The sequence below is a fragment of the Thioclava sp. genome, assembly GCF_048263065.1.
GTDB lineage: Bacteria > Pseudomonadota > Alphaproteobacteria > Rhodobacterales > Rhodobacteraceae > Thioclava.
The window spans coordinates 227,789-244,386 of the sequence record NZ_JBLXEM010000002.1; the positions used below are offsets into that span (position 1 = coordinate 227,789).

Here is a 16,598-nt window from a genome sequence, read left to right on the forward strand (position 1 = left end):
GGGCCGCACGAAACATGCGCGGTTATTCTGCCGTCAATAGCGGCGGCTTCGTCCCAGAAATGCGTTTCTTACCAAGCTCTTCGACCGAGATCACCAACTCGCCATTCTTGACCGAGACCTTGGCCACGCCGCCCTTGGTCAGCTTGCCAAACAGCAACTCTTCGGCAAGCGGCTTTTTGATATGCTCTTGGATCACCCGGCCAAGCGGACGTGCGCCCATTTTGTCGTCATAGCCCTTTTCGGCCAGCCAGTTGGCGGCTTGCGGGGTCAGTTCGATATGGACGTTGCGGTCGATCAACTGTGCCTCAAGTTGCAGCACGAACTTATCCACCACCTTCAAGATCACATCGCGCGACAGCGGTGCAAAGCTGACCACCGCATCCAGACGGTTGCGGAATTCCGGCGTAAAGGTGCGCTCAATCGCGGCGGTATCTTCGCCCTCACGACGATCACGCCCAAAGCCGATGGCCGATTTCGCCTGCTCGGACGCGCCCGCATTCGAGGTCATGATCAAAATCACATTGCGGAAATCCACCGTGCGACCGTTATGATCCGTCAGCTTGCCGTGATCCATGACCTGCAACAGGATATTGTAGACATCCGGGTGCGCCTTTTCGATCTCGTCGAGCAGCAGCACGCAATGGGGGTGTTGATCGACACCGTCGGTCAACATGCCGCCTTGATCAAATCCGACATAGCCCGGAGGCGCGCCGATCAGACGGGAAACCGCGTGTTTCTCCATGTATTCCGACATGTCAAAACGCAGCAACTCCACACCAAGGCTATCGGCGAGTTGGTTTGCGACTTCGGTTTTACCCACGCCGGTGGGGCCTGCGAACAGGTAGTTGCCGATCGGTTTTTCCGGCTCGCGCAGGCCAGCACGGGCCAGCTTAATCGCCGAGGCAAGCGCGTCGATTGCCGCATCTTGACCAAACACCACCCGCTTGAGCGATTTCTCAAGATCGCGCAACACTTCGGCATCGCTTTTGGTGACCGATTTCGCCGGGATACGCGCGATTTTGGCAACCACGGCCTCGATTTCCTTGGGGCCGATGGTTTTGCGTTTTTTGCTTTCGGCCAGCAGGTGTTGCGCCGCGCCTGCCTCGTCGATCACATCGATCGCCTTGTCGGGCAGCTTGCGGTCATGCACATAGCGCGCCGCCAGTTCTACCGCCGTTTTGATCGCATCATTGGTGTAGCGGATGTCGTGATGCTTTTCGAAATAGGGTTTCAGCCCCATCAAGATCTTGATGGAATCGGGCACTGACGGCTCGTTTACGTCGATTTTCTGGAAGCGACGGCTGAGTGCGCGGTCTTTTTCGAAATGCTGACGGAATTCCTTGTAGGTGGTCGAGCCCATGGTGCGCAACTTGCCGCCCGCAAGCGCGGGTTTGAGCAAGTTCGACGCATCCATCGCCCCGCCCGAGGTCGCACCCGCACCGATCACGGTGTGAATCTCATCGATGAACAGAATGGCATCTTCATGCTCTTCCAGTTCCTTGACCACGGCCTTGAGACGTTCCTCGAAATCGCCGCGATAGCGGGTGCCAGCCAGAAGCGCGCCCATATCCAGCGAGTAGATCGTGGATTTCGACAGGATTTCGGGCGTTTCACCTCGCGTGATTTTCAACGCCAACCCCTCGGCAATCGCGGTTTTCCCGACGCCGGGATCGCCCACCAAAAGCGGGTTGTTCTTGCGGCGACGGCAGAGCACCTGAATGCAACGCTCAACCTCTTGTTCGCGCCCGATCAGCGGGTCGACATCGCCCTTTTCAGATTTGACGTTGAGGTTGACGCAATATTTGTCCAGCGCCGATTCCTTGGCCTCGCCGGGTTGGGCCGCAGCCTCGGCTTTTTGGTCTTCTTCAGCCCCGGTTACCGGGCGCGCCTCACCGAATTCGGGGTCTTTGGCGACGCCATGGGCGATGAAATTCACCGCGTCGTAGCGCGTCATATCCTGTTCTTGCAGGAAATAGGCGGCGTTGCTTTCGCGTTCGGCAAAGATCGCGACTAGCACATTTGCCCCCGTCACTTCCGAGCGACCCGAGGATTGCACATGGATCGCGGCGCGCTGGATCACGCGCTGAAAGGCTGCGGTGGGAACGGCTTCCGAACCCTCGACCTCGGTTTCCAAGGTCGAAAGCTCATCATCAATAAATTCGATCAGTGTTTGACGCAGCTCGTCAATATCGACCGCGCAGGCGGTCATGACACGGGCGGCATCGGGTTCATCAATCAGCGCGAGCAAAAGATGCTCCAGCGTGGCCAGTTCGTGGCGTCGGGTATTCGCCAGCGCGAGTGCCCCATGAATCGCCTGTTCGAGCGTATTGGAAAACGATGGCATGTTCTGCTCCTTATCCTGCGGATGCGGCGCGGGCGAACCCTTCACTTATCCTAGCCTCATATTATTAAAGTTCGGTGGATTTGGCCGCGCTTCAAGTCTTTTATGCCCAAAAATCGCCCTAGATTTATTTTGCGCTATAAAAGCAGCCGTTTTCACACGGGAATGGTGCGCTGACGCACCTAGATTGCGCAATATCTTGGGGGTTCGCGGGTTACGCATCCCAAATGGGGCAGGGCGCGAAGTGTTTCAAGAGCGTTGCCCATTTCTTGGGCGACTCGGCGCAAGAATAGTTGGGCCACCTTACATCGGCGACGTGTTCGCAGGCTCAGGCGCGGTTGGATCGCCAACGGGCTGAGTTTTCATCGACTGATCTGGCGTGTCTCGGGCCGCGCTTGCCGCCTCGGGAGTGCCCTCGGGCGGTGAGGGCATTATGGTCGATGCATCTTCGATCTCAGGGCCATTGTCATGCGGTGAAGCTGGCGAATGTCGTAACAACAGCGTCATGATATCGGTGCGTGTCAGAATGCCCGTGAGTAGCCCGGCTTCATTGACAACCGGCACCACACGCGCCTCGCGTCGCGCCAAACGTTCCAGTAATGCGCCCACCGCTGTGTCATCCTCGACGGTTCGTATATTGGTGTGAAAGATCGAGCGCGCCTCGGCCTCGGGGGGGGCGGCGCGAAACCGGAAGGGGCGGCGCAGCAGGTCGAATTCTTTGAATAACTCCTCAAGCGCGTCTTGCTGATCGACCACGCCCAGATAATGGTCAAGGCTATCGACCACTGGCAGGGTGTGAACATTCAGCTCGGTCATTTTGCGCACGATCTCGCTTAGCGGCGCTTCAGGCGTCACCGTGACAGGATTGTGCGTCATGATATCGCGCACCAGCGTGCCCGCAAGCAACGCCTCGGCTGCGCGATACTCCGCAGCTGCCAGCAGCTGGGCCAGATCGGCCGGGGCGAGGTTGGCGGAATGGTTGAACTCGAGCAGCAGATCGGACAGGTCGCGCTGGCTAAGCTTGTGCACCGGGTCGTGTGCCTGTGCACCCTGTGCGGTATGATTGGCCAGAGGACGGGTCGGGTAAGAAATGCCGAAAACCCGGTTGTAGATCATCGCACAGACGATCAGCACCGCTGTCAGTGTGGCGATGGGAAACACAGCAAAGCCAAGGCCCAGATGGATTCCCGCCTCATGTTCGAGCACGACAAGCAACGCAATGCCAGCAGCAGGGGGATGCAACGCGCGCGCCGCCATCATTGTGGCAATCGCGGCCGCCACGGCCAGCCCGTCGGCATAGGGCGGCGGAATGATCTGCAACACCAAAATCGGCACCACCGCAGAAATCAGCATCCCCATCATTGAGGCCCAAGGCTGCGCAAGTGGCGAATTGGGCAGCACGAATAACAGCACTGCTGTAGAGGCAAAGGACGAGACCAGATAAATATTTGCCTGACGCGAGTGGGGCAGGAGAGAGACGATGAAGGTCACAAAGAAAATCGCGAGGCCCGCCCCGATCGCACCGCGCAGAATATCAACCCCCGGTCGGCGCCCCATCGAGGGGCCGAAACGACGAATTTGTCGGCGGATTCTGCGCGGGATAATGGTAAAGGACATAGACAAAACAATCAGGACAGGGCTGTGGATGGGCGCGCCACATATCGCCTTTGCGGCCTTTGGATGCAAGCAGCACGCGCGCAAAGCTGCATTGCAAGAGAGGATCGCGCGCTTGCCCTTGGGCAGGGGCGCAGCTAGACACAGGCGGCAAATTGCGGAGCACAGCCATGCAGATCACCAGACGCACCCTTATGAAAATCAGTTCGGCCTCTGCGCTTGGCGCGATGCTGCCATCCATCGCGAGCGCGGGTTTCACGCCCAAACCCGATGGCTGGCGCCAGTTTGACCTGCGCACCCGCGTCACGCTACCTGCCAGCAGGGAGGGCGCTCAGCTTTGGCTGCCCGTGCCCTCAGTGACGGCGACGGATTGGATGAAGCCGGGCGCGACCAGCTGGACGGGCAATGCCGACAGCGCCAGCGTGCAGACCGATCCCGTCAAGGGCGAGAGCTTTGTGCATGCGATCTGGAAGGGTGGTAATGAGGCACGCAGCTTTGAACTCAGCACGATCGCCGCGACACAGAACCGCGCGGTGGACCTGTCCGCCCCCAGCAACGTCCTGCCGCTGAGCGTGCAGGACCACGCGCACTACACTGCGCCGACGCACCTGATCCCGACCGATGGGCTGGTAAAACAGACTTCTGACGAGATCACCAAGGGCGCAACATCCGATCTGGACCGCGCACGCCGCATATATGAGTGGATCGTCGAGAATACAGTGCGCAATCCCAAGACACCGGGCTGTGGCTTGGGCGATGTGGCCTCGATGCTGGCGATGGGCGATCTCAGCGGAAAATGCGCCGATCTCAACGCGCTGTATGTCGGGCTGGCGCGCGCGGCGGGATTGCCGGCGCGTGATGTCTATGGCATCCGCGTGGCGCCCTCGAAATTCGGGTATAAAAGCCTTGGCGCGAATTCCCCCGATGTCAGCAAAGCCCAGCATTGTCGGGCCGAGGTGTTCCTGACGGGCTTTGGCTGGATCGCGGTCGACCCCGCCGATGTGCGCAAGGTCATGTTGCAAGAAGACGCGGGCAACCTGCCGCTCGATAATCCCAAGGTCGTTGACGTGCGCCGCGCGTTGTTCGGGTCGTGGGAGGGTAACTGGGTTGCCTATAACTTCGCCCATGACGTGGCGCTGCCGGGCTCAAGCAATCCGATGCTGCCTTATTTGATGTATCCGCAGGCCGAGATCGACGGCAAGCGGCAGGATTCGCTGGATCCCAATTCGTTCGTCTATCAGATCACTGCACGCGAACTTACCGCCTGACCTGACGGCTTGGGCGTGTCGCCCGAGCCTCAGAACCGGTCTTTGCGCGCGCGCGCCTCGGTGAATGCCTCAAGTGCTGTGCCATTGGCGGGCAGGCCGAGCGCTTTGCGCAGTTTTGGGTCATCGCCACGTAGGAAAGGGTTGGTGGCTTTTTCAAGTCCCAGTTCGACGGGCAAGGTGGGGCGCATCTGGGCGCGGGTTTCGCGCACTTCGGCCATGCGCGCCAGCAGATTGGGGTTTTCCGGCTCAAGGCTTAGGGCAAAGCGCCCGTTCGCCTCGGTATATTCATGCCCCGAACAGACCAGCGTCTCATCGGGCAACTCGCAAAAGCGCTGCAAGGTTTCAAACATCTGCGCCGCCGAGCCCTCAAACAGTCGTCCGCAGCCCCAACTCATCAAACTGTCACCGCTAAACAGCAACCCCGCCTCGGGGAAATAATAGGCGATGTGGCCGACCGTGTGCCCGGGCGCATCCATCACCTCGACCTTTTCCATGCCAATCGGGATCGTCTCGCCGGGATGCAGCGCTTGGGCCAGTCGCGGCAAGCGATGGGCATCCGCCGCTGCGCCAAGGATTTTCGCCCCTGTCGCCGCCGCCAAGGTCTGCGCGCCATCAATATGATCGCTGTGATGATGCGTGAGCAAAATCACGTTCGCCTTCCAGCCGCGTTCCGTCAGCGCCTTGAGGATGGGAGGCGCCTCGGGGACGTCGATCACGGTTGTGGTATCTGTCGCGGCCTCATGCACGATATAGGCATAGTTATCGGCGAGACAGGGAACGATCAGCAATTCGACGGACATGGTGTTTTCTACCGCAGTGACTATCTTGGACCCAAGCTAAGCCTAAGGAGGTCTGACACGCAATGCATCTCGACGTGCTCGATCTGCGAAATTTCTATTACCGTACGCAACTTGGCCGCGCCGCCCAGCGGGCGATCCGCGACAAGGTGGTAGGGTTGTGGCCTGCGACCGGCCCTGCACTGGCAGGGCAAACGGTCGCCGGGTACGGTTTCGCCGTCCCGCTTTTACGCCCCTATCTGGAACATGCGCGCCGGGTGATCGGGTTGATGCCCGCCGCGCAGGGCGTGATGCCGTGGCCTGCTGGGCAGCCCAATGTGTCGGTTCTGTGCGAAGAAACCCGCTGGCCGATTGAAACGGGCCGCGTGGATCGGCTGATCGTGATGCACGGCTTGGAAACCTCGGACAATACCGAGGCGTTGATGGCGGAATGTTGGCGCGTGTTGGGGCCGGGGGGGCGGGCGCTGTTCATCGTGCCCAATCGCGCGGGCTTGTGGGCGCCCAGCGAATCTACGCCCTTTGGCTTTGGTAAACCGTTTACCGGCGGCCAACTTGATCAACTGGCGCGCCGCTCGGGGTTTGTGCCGGAACGTCAAACGGCAGCCCTATACATCCCGCCCAGTCACCGCCGGTTCTGGCTGCGCTCGTCTGCGATGTGGGAGCGCGTGGGCACAAAAGTGTCGGGCGTCCTGGCGGCGGGGGTGATCGTGCTGGAGGTCTCAAAGCAGGTGCATTCGCGCCCTGATTCTGGGCTGGGGTCAAAGGTGCGCCGCCCGCTGTCGATTCTGGAAGGGGCGGTCAAGCCGGTGTCAAAGCCGATTTAGGCACCGATTTTCGCACGATCTTGCCAATTTCTGACTGCAAGAGGCGTTGCGCTGATCTTGGCGGCGAAACTAGGGGCGTGATTCACCTCATCTTGGGAATTGTGCGCGGATTCGGCAGGGCGGGCGGAATTCTTGGTGTTAGCGCCCCCATTTGCGCGCACGCGTCGTCACCTTACCGCGACGAGCGAGAAAATGCGGTCATTAGCTCACATTCTGGTGTTCAAGACGGTTGCGAGGGCGGAAATGCTCTGCTACTCACCTCTGCGATATGTGGTGCGCAAGATGATTTTTAGCGCGCCGGAGGAGACCTCCTACCGGGCCCGTCGGGTGCGGGGTGGGGGCAACAAGCATCGGAAGGGTGGACGTGTCCGAACCAGCTTCGATTTCCGCAAGCATCGCGGGGCGTTATGCGCTCGCAATCTTTGAACTTTCGAGTGACTCGAAAACTATTCCTGCGCTAGAGGCTGATGTTGCGGCCCTGCGCGAGGCGCTGGCAAGCTCGTCCGATCTGCGCGATCTGACCGTTTCGCCGGTCTATACGCGTGATGAACAGATGAAAGTCGTTGCCGAACTGGCAGGCAAAATGAGCCTGTCCAGCGCGATGAGCAACGGTTTGCAACTGATGGCGGCCAAGCGTCGCCTGTTCACGTTGCCGCAATTGCTGGTCGCGTTGAGCGACCTGATCGCCGATCACAAAGGCGAAGTGACGGCCGAGGTCACCTCGGCCTCGGAACTCTCTGCCGCGCAAGCCAAGAAACTGGCTGAAACGCTGCATACTCAAACGGGTAAAACCGTGAAACTGGACACCGCTGTCGATGAAAGCCTCATCGGTGGTATGATTGTAAAATTGGGTTCGCGCATGATCGACACGTCGATCCGCTCGAAACTCGCTACTCTCAAGAACGCCATGAAAGAGGTCGGATAAATGGGCATCCAAGCAGCTGAGATTTCTGCGATCCTCAAGGACCAGATCAAGAATTTCGGGCAAGACGCCCAAGTGGCCGAAGTCGGTCGTGTGCTGTCGGTTGGTGACGGTATCGCGCGCGTCTACGGGCTCGATAATGTGCAGGCCGGTGAAATGGTCGAATTCCCCGGTGGCATCCGCGGGATGGCGCTGAACCTCGAAGCTGACAACGTCGGCGTCGTGATTTTCGGTTCGGACCAAGACATCAAAGAAGGCGATGTCGTTAAGCGCACGAATTCCATCGTGGACGTGCCGGTTGGCAAAGGCCTGCTGGGCCGCGTCGTTGATGGTCTGGGCAACGCAATCGACGGCAAAGGCGCGATTGAGTCGACCGAGCGCCGCGTGGCTGACGTCAAAGCTCCGGGCATCATCCCGCGTAAATCGGTTCACGAGCCGATGGCAACCGGCCTGAAGTCGGTTGACGCCATGATCCCGATCGGGCGTGGCCAGCGCGAATTGATCATCGGTGACCGTCAGACCGGTAAAACCGCGATCGCGCTTGATACGATCCTGAACCAGAAGTCGTATAACGATGCGACCCCCGACAATAAGCTGCATTGCTTCTACGTCGCGATCGGTCAGAAACGTTCGACCGTGGCGCAGCTTGTCAAAAAGCTCGAAGAGACCGGTGCGATCGAATACACCACCGTGATCGCCGCGACCGCATCCGACCCCGCGCCGATGCAGTATCTCGCGCCCTACACCGCGACCGCGATGGCGGAATATTTCCGCGATAACGGCATGCACGCGCTGATCATCTACGACGATCTGTCCAAGCAGGCCGTGGCCTATCGCCAGATGTCGCTGCTGCTGCGTCGCCCGCCGGGCCGCGAAGCCTATCCGGGTGACGTGTTCTATCTGCACTCCCGCCTGCTGGAGCGTTCGGCCAAGCTGAACGAAGATTTCGGCTCGGGCTCGTTGACGGCTCTGCCGGTTATCGAAACCCAGGGCGGCGACGTGTCGGCGTTTATTCCGACCAACGTGATCTCGATCACCGACGGTCAGATCTTCCTCGAAACGGAACTGTTCTACCAAGGTATCCGCCCCGCTGTGAACACCGGTCTGTCGGTGTCGCGCGTTGGCTCCTCGGCGCAGACCAACTCGATGAAAACGGTGGCTGGTCCGGTGAAACTGGAACTCGCTCAGTATCGCGAAATGGCAGCATTTGCACAGTTCGGCTCGGATCTGGATGCGGCAACGCAGAAGCTTTTGAACCGTGGTGCGCGTCTGACCGAGCTGATGAAACAGCCGCAATATTCGCCGCTGACCAATGCCGAAATCGTAGCCGTGATCTTTGCGGGCACGAACGGGTTCCTCGACAAGATCCCGGTGGCCGAGGTTGGCCGTTTTGAGCAGGGCTTGCTGGATTATCTGCGCAATTCGCGCAAGGACATCCTCGACTGGCTCACTCAGGACGATCCCAAGATCAAGGGCGACGCAGCTGACAAGCTGAAAGCCGCCATTGACGAATTCGCCAAGACCTTCGCGTGATTGGCCTGAAAGGACAGGGATATGCCTAGCCTTAAGGACCTGAAGAACAGGATCGGAAGCGTCAAGAACACGCGGAAGATCACCAAGGCGATGCAGATGGTCGCCGCAGCCAAGCTGCGCCGTGCCCAAGAGGCCGCTGAAGCCGCACGCCCTTATGCCGAACGGATGCATTCCGTGATGGCGGGGCTGGCGGGCTCGGTGAAGGGGGCGGACAATGCGCCGCGCCTTCTCGGGGGCACTGGCTCGGACAAGGTGCATCTGCTTGTCGTGATGACAGCGGAACGTGGGCTATGCGGTGGCTTTAACGCCAATATCGCCAAGCTTGCGCGTCAACACGCAACCAAGCTTCTGGCCGAAGGGAAAGAGGTGAAAATCCTCACCGTCGGCAAGAAGGGTCGCGATTCGCTGCGCCGGGAATACGGCCAGTATTTCGTGGGTCACGTCGACTTTAGTGACGTCAAGCGGATCAGCTATGACGAAGCACAGAGCGTGGCACGCGATCTTCTGCAGCGCTTTGACAAGGATGAGTTCGACGTTGCGACGATCTTCTTCTCGGTCTTTGAAAGCGTGATTTCGCAGACGCCGACCGCTAAGCAGATCATCCCGGCCTCCTATGAACCGGAGGAAGGCGAAGAAACGCCCTCGGTGAACTACGATTACGAGCCCAGCGAAACGCAGATCCTTGCCGATCTGTTGCCGCGCGGGATCGCCACGCAGATCTTTACGGCTCTGCTGGAAAATTCGGCCTCGGAACAGGGCGCGCGAATGTCGGCGATGGATAGCGCTACGCGCAATGCGGGCGAAATGATCGACAAGCTGACAGTCGAATATAACCGCTCGCGTCAGGCCGCGATCACCAAGGAACTCATCGAAATCATTTCGGGCGCTGAGGCGCTCTGACGGAACCGGAGAAAAACATGGCAAGCAATGGCAAGGTAACCCAGGTCATCGGCGCCGTCGTGGACGTGCAGTTCGACGGCGAGCTGCCCGCGATCCTCAACGCGCTGGAAACGGAAAACAACGGCAAGCGTCTGGTGCTTGAAGTCGCGCAGCACTTGGGCGAAGGCTCGGTGCGCACCATCGCGATGGACGCCACCGAGGGCCTCGTGCGCGGTGCAAAAGTCACCGACACGGGCACCCAGATCACGGTGCCGGTGGGCGACGCAACGCTCGGGCGCATCCTGAACGTCATCGGTGAGCCGGTGGACGAAAAAGGCCCGGTCAACGCGACCGAGACCCGCTCGATCCACCAGCCGGCTCCGCCGTTTGAAGCGCAATCGACGGAATCGGCTATCCTCGTGACGGGCATCAAGGTCATCGACCTGCTCGCGCCTTACTCCAAGGGCGGTAAGATCGGCCTGTTCGGCGGTGCTGGTGTTGGCAAGACCGTTTTGATCATGGAATTGATCAACAACATCGCCAAAGTGCACTCGGGCTACTCGGTGTTCGCTGGCGTGGGCGAGCGGACTCGTGAAGGGAACGACCTTTACTACGAGATGATCGAATCCAACGTTATTAACACCGAAGATCTGTCGAAATCGCAGGTGGCGATGGTTTACGGTCAGATGAACGAGCCTCCGGGTGCGCGTGCACGCGTTGCGCTGACCGGCCTGACCTTGGCCGAGCAGTTCCGCGATCAATCGGGTACGGACGTTCTGTTCTTCGTGGACAACATCTTCCGCTTTACGCAAGCGGGTTCCGAAGTGTCGGCGCTTTTGGGTCGTATCCCTTCGGCAGTGGGCTACCAGCCGACGCTGGCCACCGACATGGGCGCGATGCAGGAACGTATCACCTCGACCAAGGCAGGCTCGATCACCTCGATCCAAGCTGTGTATGTGCCTGCGGATGACTTGACCGACCCGGCACCGGCCACGACCTTTGCCCACCTTGACGCAACGACCGTTCTGTCGCGTGCGATCTCGGAACTCGGCATCTATCCGGCCGTGGACCCGCTCGACTCCTCGTCGCGTATTCTCGATCCGGGTGTTGTCGGCGAAGAGCATTACCGTGTGGCACGTCAGGTGCAGGAAATCCTGCAGCGCTACAAGGCCCTGCAAGACATCATCGCCATCCTCGGGATGGACGAATTGTCCGAAGAGGATAAGCTTACCGTGGCCCGCGCGCGTAAGATCCAGCGTTTCCTGAGCCAACCGTTCGACGTTGCCAAAGTCTTCACCGGCTCTGACGGCGTTCAGGTTCCGCTCGAAGACACGATCAGTTCGTTCAAGGCTGTGGTGGCTGGCGAATACGATCACCTTCCCGAAGGCGCCTTCTACATGGTTGGCGGCATTGAGGATGTGAAAGCGAAAGCTGCGAAACTCGCCGCTGCGGCGTAAGGAGGCGTTATGGCCGACACGATGCAATTCGATCTGGTCGCTCCCGAGCGCAAGCTCGCCTCGGAAGAGGAAGCGATTGAGGTCATGGTGCCGGGCGCTGATGGCGACCTGACGGTGATGCCCGGCCATGCGCCGATGCTCACCACGCTTCGCCCGGGCAAGTTGACGCTCGTGACGCGCTCGGAAACGCACAGCTACGCAGTGACGGGTGGCTTTGCCGAAATCACGCCTGAGGGTGTGACAATTCTGGCCGAGCGCTCGCTGCCTGCCGAGGAATTCACCCGTGAAATCCACGAGAAGCTGATCGCCGAGGCCCGCCGCGTGCATGAGGAAGCCCACCCGTCGGTGGCCGATCTCACCGCCAAATTGCTGGCGGATATGGAAGCCATGGGCACCCATATGACGCTGTGAGCCAGTTGAAAAATACGAAACAAGCCCCGGTTTTTCCGGGGCTTTTTTCTTTTTATAGAGGCGGGTAAGCTGATCGGGTCGGGCAAGGAGACCATTTTTCTATGATCACGATAGAAAGCCATCGTTTGGGGATGCAGCAGGGCTCTATCGTGCTGTTTTCCGATTATCAGGACGGTGGCGCAATGTGGACGGGCGATGGCCCGCGCGAGTTGCGCAAACTGGTCAGCTTTCCCGACACGTTCATCGCGAAACCGATGGTGCATGTCGCGCTGTCGATGTGGGACATTGACCAGAAACATAACGGGCGGATGGATATATCCGCCGAGATGGTCACGGATGAGGGATTCGTGATCGTGTTTCGCACTTGGGGTGACTCGCGCGTGGCGCGGGTGCGTGCCGACTGGATCGCGATGGGGGCCTGCGCCAACGAGGACGATTGGGATATTCACTAGGCGTCCAAGCGTGACCTCGGGCGCCTTGTTTCACTTCGCGAGATAATCCGCAATCACCGCCTGCGAGCCGCGCGCCCAGACATCGTTCAGCGTTTTGGTGAATTGCGCGACCAGAGCGGCGTTTTTCGAAAGATCGCCATAGATCTCTGACATTTCCAGCCAAGCGGGAGGGCGGGTCTTGGCCTCTTTCGAGGTCGCCACCAATCGCTCCCAGTTTGGATCGTTCGGCGCGATTTCAGCTTCGGTCTCGGTCGTGCCGTTGCAATAGCGACACCACAGCGCGCTTGCCAGCACCAGACCCTCGCAGTCCAAACTTTGCGCCAGACGATCCCGGATCGAGGTAATGATAAATTTCGGCTGCCGATTGAACCCGTCAAAGCACAGGCGGCGGATCGTATCCGCGATCTCTGGGTTAGAAAAGCGGTTTATAATCAGTTGCTTATACTCATTTAGATCCTGACCGGGGACGGGGGGGATGATCGGTAGAATCTCGGTTGTTTCGATCTTGTCGAGATAGGCGCGGATCTGAGGATCGGCCAATGCCTCATGGGCGAACTCGATATCGCGCAGGCCCGCAGCATAGGCGATGATCGCATGCCCACCATTCAGGATGCGGATTTTCATCGTCTCAAAGCGATCCACCGCATCGGTAAAGGTCACACCGACCTTTTCCAGCGGCGGACGACCTGCGGGGAAGTTATCCTCCATCACCCATTGGCGAAACGGCTCGCAGGTGACCGGCGCGGCATCGTCCAGCCCGAAACTTTCCGCCAGCGCTCGCTCGCGCGGGCCGGTGGCGGGGGTGATCCGGTCCACCATCGAGTTCGGGAAGGCGACATTGGACTTGATCCAGTTTGCCAGCTCGGGGTCGGACAGTTGCGCCAGGCCGACCACCGCATCGCGGGTGACGCGGCCATTATGGGGAACGTTGTCGCAGCACATCACGGTAAACGGCGGCACGCCCGCCGCGCGCCGCGTTTTCAGCGCCGCAATCATTGCGCCAAAGGCGGTGTCGGGCGCATCCGGGTTGGCCGCATCGGCGGCAATATCGGGATGGGTCGGACTAAACGTACCGGTCTCGGGGTCGATGAAATAGCCGCCCTCAGTTACCGTCAGCGAAACGATGCGAATGGCAGGGTCCGACATCGCGCCGATCAGCGGCGCATTGCCCGAGGCCACCGGCACAAATCCCGTCATCGCGCCGATCACGCGCGCCGATTTCGCGCTTGGGTCCAGTTCGATCACGCTCGACATGCCGTCTTGCGCCATCAGCGATTCGCCCATCTTGGCATCGCCTGCGCGCACGCCAGCCCCCAAAAGCGCCCAGTCATGGCCGATCCCAAGGTTGAACAGGTCATCAAGGTAAACCGCCTGATGCGCACGGTGGAAATTGCCACATCCGATATGCACGATGCCCGCGGTTAAGGCGCTACGATCATAGGTGGGGCGGGCGACATCATCGGGCAGAAGATCAAGCGTTGCGTTTGAGAGTTTCATATCAGCTCATCCAATTTCCGCCATCGACATTATAGGTTTGGGCGACGATGTATTCGGCCTCGTCCGAGGCCAGAAACACCGCCATCCCGGTGAGGTCTTGTGCCGTGCCCATACGTCCGAACGGCACGGCCGCGCCGACTTCGCGCTTTTTCTGACCCGGTGCCTTGCCCTCGTATTTGGCAAAGAAGGCATCGACGCCATCCCAATGCTCGCCATCCACGACACCGGGGGCGATGGCATTCACGTTGATGCCATGTTCGATCAGGTTCAGCCCCGCCGATTGCGTGAGGCTGATGACCGCAGCCTTAGAGGCGCAATAGACCGCGACCAAGGCCTCGCCACGTCGTCCGGCTTGGCTTGCCATATTGATGATCTTGCCTCCGCGCCCTTGCGCGATCATATCGCGCGCGGCGGCCTGCATCATGAACAGCGTGCCCTCGACATTGATTTTGAAGGTGCGGGCGTAATCCTCGTGCGTGATCTCGACCAAAGGGGCGGCGGTGAACACGGCGGCGTTGTTGATCAGGATGTCGATCCCGCCGCTGGCACGCAGCGCCGCCATCGCGGTCTCGATGCTGGCCGGATCGGTCACATCAAGGGGCAGGGCGGTCGCGCCGATTTCAGCGGCGGTATCTTCGGCGCGCGCAAGGTCGATATCACCGATCACGACTTGCGCGCCCTCGGCCAGGTATTTCTCCGCGAAAGCACGCCCGATTCCGCGCGCGGCTCCGGTGATCAGGGCGCGTTTTCCCGAGAGACGCATTAGATGGCCAGCCCCGCCGCGTCAAACTTGTGCAGTTGCGACAGGTCGGGGCTAAGCCATACATCATCGCCCGCATGCAGGTCGATCTCGCCATCGCCGCGCACATTGATCAAGCCGAACTCGGTATCGACATGCAGGAACGTGTCCGAGCCAAGGTGTTCGGATACGCCCACCTTACCCTTCCACGCGCCTTCGGTCGCCGAGACATTGATATGTTCGGGGCGGATGCCGATGGTATGGGCATTGTGTTTGGCGGCCTCAGGTCCCTCGACAAAGTTCATCTTGGGCGAGCCGATAAAGCCTGCCACAAACTTGTTGCGCGGGCTCCGATAAAGTTCCAGCGGACTGCCGACCTGCTCGATCACCCCGGCATGTAGCACCACGATCTTGTCGGCCATGGTCATTGCCTCGACCTGGTCGTGGGTAACGTAAACCATCGTGGTTTTCAGTTTCTGGTGCAGTTCGGAAATTTCGAGCCGCATGTTCACACGCAGCGCCGCATCAAGGTTTGAAAGCGGCTCGTCAAACAGGAACGCGGCGGGTTCACGCACAATGGCGCGGCCAATCGCGACCCGCTGACGCTGCCCGCCCGAAAGCTGGCCGGGGCGACGATGCAGGTAGTCGGTGAGGTTGAGGATGCGCGCGGCGTTCTCGATCTTGGCATCAATCGTCGCCTGATCTGCCTTGGCCATTTTCAGCGGAAACGCGATGTTCTTGCGTACCGACATATGCGGATAAAGCGCATAGGACTGGAACACCATCGCAAGGCTGCGCTTGGCGGGGGGCAGGTCGGTGGCGTCTTTGCCGTCGATCTCGATATGCCCGCCCGACACGTCCTCCAGCCCTGCAATCAGGCGCAGCAGCGTGGATTTACCGCAGCCCGAGGGGCCGACGAAGACAACAAACTCGCCCTCGCCGATATGCAGATCGAGCGGCGGGATCACTTGCACATCGCCAAAGCTCTTGGTGACGCCTTTGAGTTCAATCTGTCCCATAGGGGATCTCCTTATTTCACAGCGCCAAAGGTCAGGCCACGCACAAGCTGTTTCTGGCTAAACCAGCCAAGGATCAGGATTGGTGCGATTGCCAGCGTCGAGGCAGCAGAGAGTTTGGCGTAAAACAGCCCTTCGGGACTGGAATAAGCGGCGATGAAAGCCGTCAGCGGCGCAGCCTTGGCCGCTGTCAGGTTGAGGGTCCAGAACGCTTCGTTCCATGACAGGATCACGTTCAACAGCAGTGTCGAGGCAATGCCGGGCACCGCCATGGGCGTCAGCACATACAAGATCTCGCTGCGCAAACCTGCGCCGTCCATCCGGGCGGCTTCAAGGATTTCCGAGGGGATTTCCTTGAAATAGGTGTACAGCATCCAGATCACGATCGGCAGGTTCATCAGGCACAGCACGATGATCAGGCCGGTGCGGGTATCAAGAAGCCCCCAATCACGAAACATCAGATAGATCGGGATCAAGACCCCCACGGCGGGCATCATCTTGGTCGAGAGCATCCACATCAAAACGTCCTTGGTGCGCTTGCCCGGCACGAATGCCATCGCCCAAGCTGACGGGATGCCGATGATCAGCGCCAAGATCACCGAGCCAAACGAGATGATCACCGAGTTCATGAAGTGGCGGAAGTAGTTCGAGCGTTCCTGCACGAGGGCGTAGCTTTCGAACGTCCAATGCGAGCTGAGCACTTGCAGTGGCGTCTTGATCGCATCGCCCTCGGATTTGAAGGACAGGATGATCGTCCACAGGATCGGGAAGAAAATCAGGAACCCGATGCTCCAAGCGAGGACGGTCATCACGAGTTTGCGGCGGTTTGAGGTCTTGCGGGCCATTTC

15 protein-coding genes are annotated in these 16,598 nt (G+C 59.7%); 8 read left to right on the forward strand and 7 right to left on the reverse strand.

Annotated elements, in window-relative coordinates; all coding sequences use genetic code 11:
* Window positions 1-22 precede the first annotated feature (22 nt).
* Together clpA and ACN0SD_RS04240 are read right to left on the reverse strand one after the other, a co-directional pair.
* Complete coding sequence (gene clpA, locus ACN0SD_RS04235; protein WP_417806974.1) at window positions 23-2,344, reverse strand: ATP-dependent Clp protease ATP-binding subunit ClpA; 2,322 nt, start codon at window positions 2,342-2,344, stop codon at window positions 23-25.
* Between the two features lie 300 nt (window positions 2,345-2,644).
* Window positions 2,645-3,958 (reverse strand): HPP family protein, encoded by a 1,314-nt coding sequence (locus ACN0SD_RS04240; RefSeq protein ID WP_417806975.1) that lies wholly within the window; start codon window positions 3,956-3,958, stop codon window positions 2,645-2,647.
* Window positions 3,959-4,125: 167 nt separating this feature from the next.
* On the opposite strand from ACN0SD_RS04240, the gene ACN0SD_RS04245 reads away from it, so the two are divergent.
* On the forward strand, window positions 4,126-5,223 hold the full coding sequence (locus tag ACN0SD_RS04245) for a transglutaminase-like domain-containing protein (protein ID WP_417806976.1): 1,098 nt from the start codon (window positions 4,126-4,128) through the stop codon (window positions 5,221-5,223).
* A gap of 29 nt (window positions 5,224-5,252) precedes the next feature.
* On the opposite strand, the gene gloB is transcribed toward ACN0SD_RS04245, so the two are convergent.
* Window positions 5,253-6,023 (reverse strand): hydroxyacylglutathione hydrolase, encoded by a 771-nt coding sequence (gloB, locus tag ACN0SD_RS04250; protein WP_417806977.1) that lies wholly within the window; start codon window positions 6,021-6,023, stop codon window positions 5,253-5,255.
* Window positions 6,024-6,085: 62 nt separating this feature from the next.
* Between gloB and ACN0SD_RS04255 the strand changes: the two genes are divergently transcribed.
* The 7 genes from ACN0SD_RS04255 (at window position 6,086) to ACN0SD_RS04285 (ending at window position 12,498) form a co-directional block, all read left to right on the forward strand.
* Window positions 6,086-6,844: a class I SAM-dependent methyltransferase gene (locus ACN0SD_RS04255; protein ID WP_417806978.1), complete on the forward strand. Its 759-nt coding sequence runs from the start codon at window positions 6,086-6,088 to the stop codon at window positions 6,842-6,844.
* 364 nt (window positions 6,845-7,208) lie between these two features.
* Window positions 7,209-7,769, forward strand: a complete 561-nt coding sequence (locus tag ACN0SD_RS04260; RefSeq protein WP_417806979.1) for a F0F1 ATP synthase subunit delta — start codon at window positions 7,209-7,211, stop codon at window positions 7,767-7,769.
* Window positions 7,770-9,299, forward strand: coding sequence for a F0F1 ATP synthase subunit alpha (gene atpA / locus ACN0SD_RS04265; protein ID WP_417806980.1), 1,530 nt, complete (start codon window positions 7,770-7,772; stop codon window positions 9,297-9,299).
* A gap of 21 nt (window positions 9,300-9,320) precedes the next feature.
* Window positions 9,321-10,199, forward strand: a complete 879-nt coding sequence (locus ACN0SD_RS04270) for a F0F1 ATP synthase subunit gamma (protein ID WP_417806981.1) — start codon at window positions 9,321-9,323, stop codon at window positions 10,197-10,199.
* A 17-nt stretch (window positions 10,200-10,216) separates the two neighbouring features.
* Entirely contained in the window at window positions 10,217-11,635 is a 1,419-nt protein-coding gene (gene atpD, locus ACN0SD_RS04275; RefSeq protein WP_417806982.1) for a F0F1 ATP synthase subunit beta, read from the forward strand.
* Between the two features lie 9 nt (window positions 11,636-11,644).
* The gene (locus tag ACN0SD_RS04280) at window positions 11,645-12,046 is read left to right on the forward strand and encodes a F0F1 ATP synthase subunit epsilon (RefSeq protein ID WP_417806983.1); all 402 of its coding nucleotides are present in this window, start codon (window positions 11,645-11,647) and stop codon (window positions 12,044-12,046) included.
* A 101-nt stretch (window positions 12,047-12,147) separates the two neighbouring features.
* Window positions 12,148-12,498 (forward strand): H-type lectin domain-containing protein, encoded by a 351-nt coding sequence (locus tag ACN0SD_RS04285; protein ID WP_417806984.1) that lies wholly within the window; start codon window positions 12,148-12,150, stop codon window positions 12,496-12,498.
* Window positions 12,499-12,528: 30 nt separating this feature from the next.
* On the opposite strand, the gene ACN0SD_RS04290 is transcribed toward ACN0SD_RS04285, so the two are convergent.
* From ACN0SD_RS04290 to ACN0SD_RS04305, 4 genes are read right to left on the reverse strand one after another with little or no spacing between them, the layout of a single operon-like run.
* Complete coding sequence (locus tag ACN0SD_RS04290; RefSeq protein ID WP_417806985.1) at window positions 12,529-13,995, reverse strand: mannitol dehydrogenase family protein; 1,467 nt, start codon at window positions 13,993-13,995, stop codon at window positions 12,529-12,531.
* A 1-nt stretch (window position 13,996) separates the two neighbouring features.
* Window positions 13,997-14,758, reverse strand: a complete 762-nt coding sequence (locus ACN0SD_RS04295; protein ID WP_417806986.1) for an L-iditol 2-dehydrogenase — start codon at window positions 14,756-14,758, stop codon at window positions 13,997-13,999.
* Window positions 14,758-15,753 carry an ABC transporter ATP-binding protein gene (locus ACN0SD_RS04300; protein WP_417806987.1) on the reverse strand — a complete coding sequence of 332 codons (996 nt, stop codon included), beginning with the start codon at window positions 15,751-15,753 and terminating at the stop codon, window positions 14,758-14,760. Before ACN0SD_RS04300 ends, ACN0SD_RS04295 begins: the two co-directional genes overlap by 1 nt.
* Window positions 15,754-15,764: 11 nt before the next feature.
* Window positions 15,765-16,595 (reverse strand): carbohydrate ABC transporter permease, encoded by an 831-nt coding sequence (locus ACN0SD_RS04305; RefSeq protein WP_417806988.1) that lies wholly within the window; start codon window positions 16,593-16,595, stop codon window positions 15,765-15,767.
* Window positions 16,596-16,598: the final 3 nt, after the last annotated feature.

What these genes read in the sequence shown, in the direction of transcription:
- ACN0SD_RS04270 (WP_417806981.1), top strand. Translation starts at nt 9,321, where the DNA reads ATGCCTAGCCTTAAGGACCTGAAGAACAGGATCGGAAGCGTCAAGAAC.
- ACN0SD_RS04245 (WP_417806976.1), top strand. Translation starts at nt 4,126, where the DNA reads ATGCAGATCACCAGACGCACCCTTATGAAAATCAGTTCGGCCTCTGCG.
- ACN0SD_RS04295 (WP_417806986.1), bottom strand. Translation starts at nt 14,758, where the DNA reads ATGCGTCTCTCGGGAAAACGCGCCCTGATCACCGGAGCCGCGCGCGGA.
- clpA (WP_417806974.1), bottom strand. Translation starts at nt 2,344, where the DNA reads ATGCCATCGTTTTCCAATACGCTCGAACAGGCGATTCATGGGGCACTC.
- ACN0SD_RS04300 (WP_417806987.1), bottom strand. Translation starts at nt 15,753, where the DNA reads ATGGGACAGATTGAACTCAAAGGCGTCACCAAGAGCTTTGGCGATGTG.
- ACN0SD_RS04240 (WP_417806975.1), bottom strand. Translation starts at nt 3,958, where the DNA reads ATGTCCTTTACCATTATCCCGCGCAGAATCCGCCGACAAATTCGTCGT.
- gloB (WP_417806977.1), bottom strand. Translation starts at nt 6,023, where the DNA reads ATGTCCGTCGAATTGCTGATCGTTCCCTGTCTCGCCGATAACTATGCC.
- ACN0SD_RS04290 (WP_417806985.1), bottom strand. Translation starts at nt 13,995, where the DNA reads ATGAAACTCTCAAACGCAACGCTTGATCTTCTGCCCGATGATGTCGCC.
- ACN0SD_RS04255 (WP_417806978.1), top strand. Translation starts at nt 6,086, where the DNA reads ATGCATCTCGACGTGCTCGATCTGCGAAATTTCTATTACCGTACGCAA.
- ACN0SD_RS04285 (WP_417806984.1), top strand. Translation starts at nt 12,148, where the DNA reads ATGATCACGATAGAAAGCCATCGTTTGGGGATGCAGCAGGGCTCTATC.
- atpD (WP_417806982.1), top strand. Translation starts at nt 10,217, where the DNA reads ATGGCAAGCAATGGCAAGGTAACCCAGGTCATCGGCGCCGTCGTGGAC.
- atpA (WP_417806980.1), top strand. Translation starts at nt 7,770, where the DNA reads ATGGGCATCCAAGCAGCTGAGATTTCTGCGATCCTCAAGGACCAGATC.
- ACN0SD_RS04305 (WP_417806988.1), bottom strand. Translation starts at nt 16,595, where the DNA reads ATGGCCCGCAAGACCTCAAACCGCCGCAAACTCGTGATGACCGTCCTC.
- ACN0SD_RS04280 (WP_417806983.1), top strand. Translation starts at nt 11,645, where the DNA reads ATGGCCGACACGATGCAATTCGATCTGGTCGCTCCCGAGCGCAAGCTC.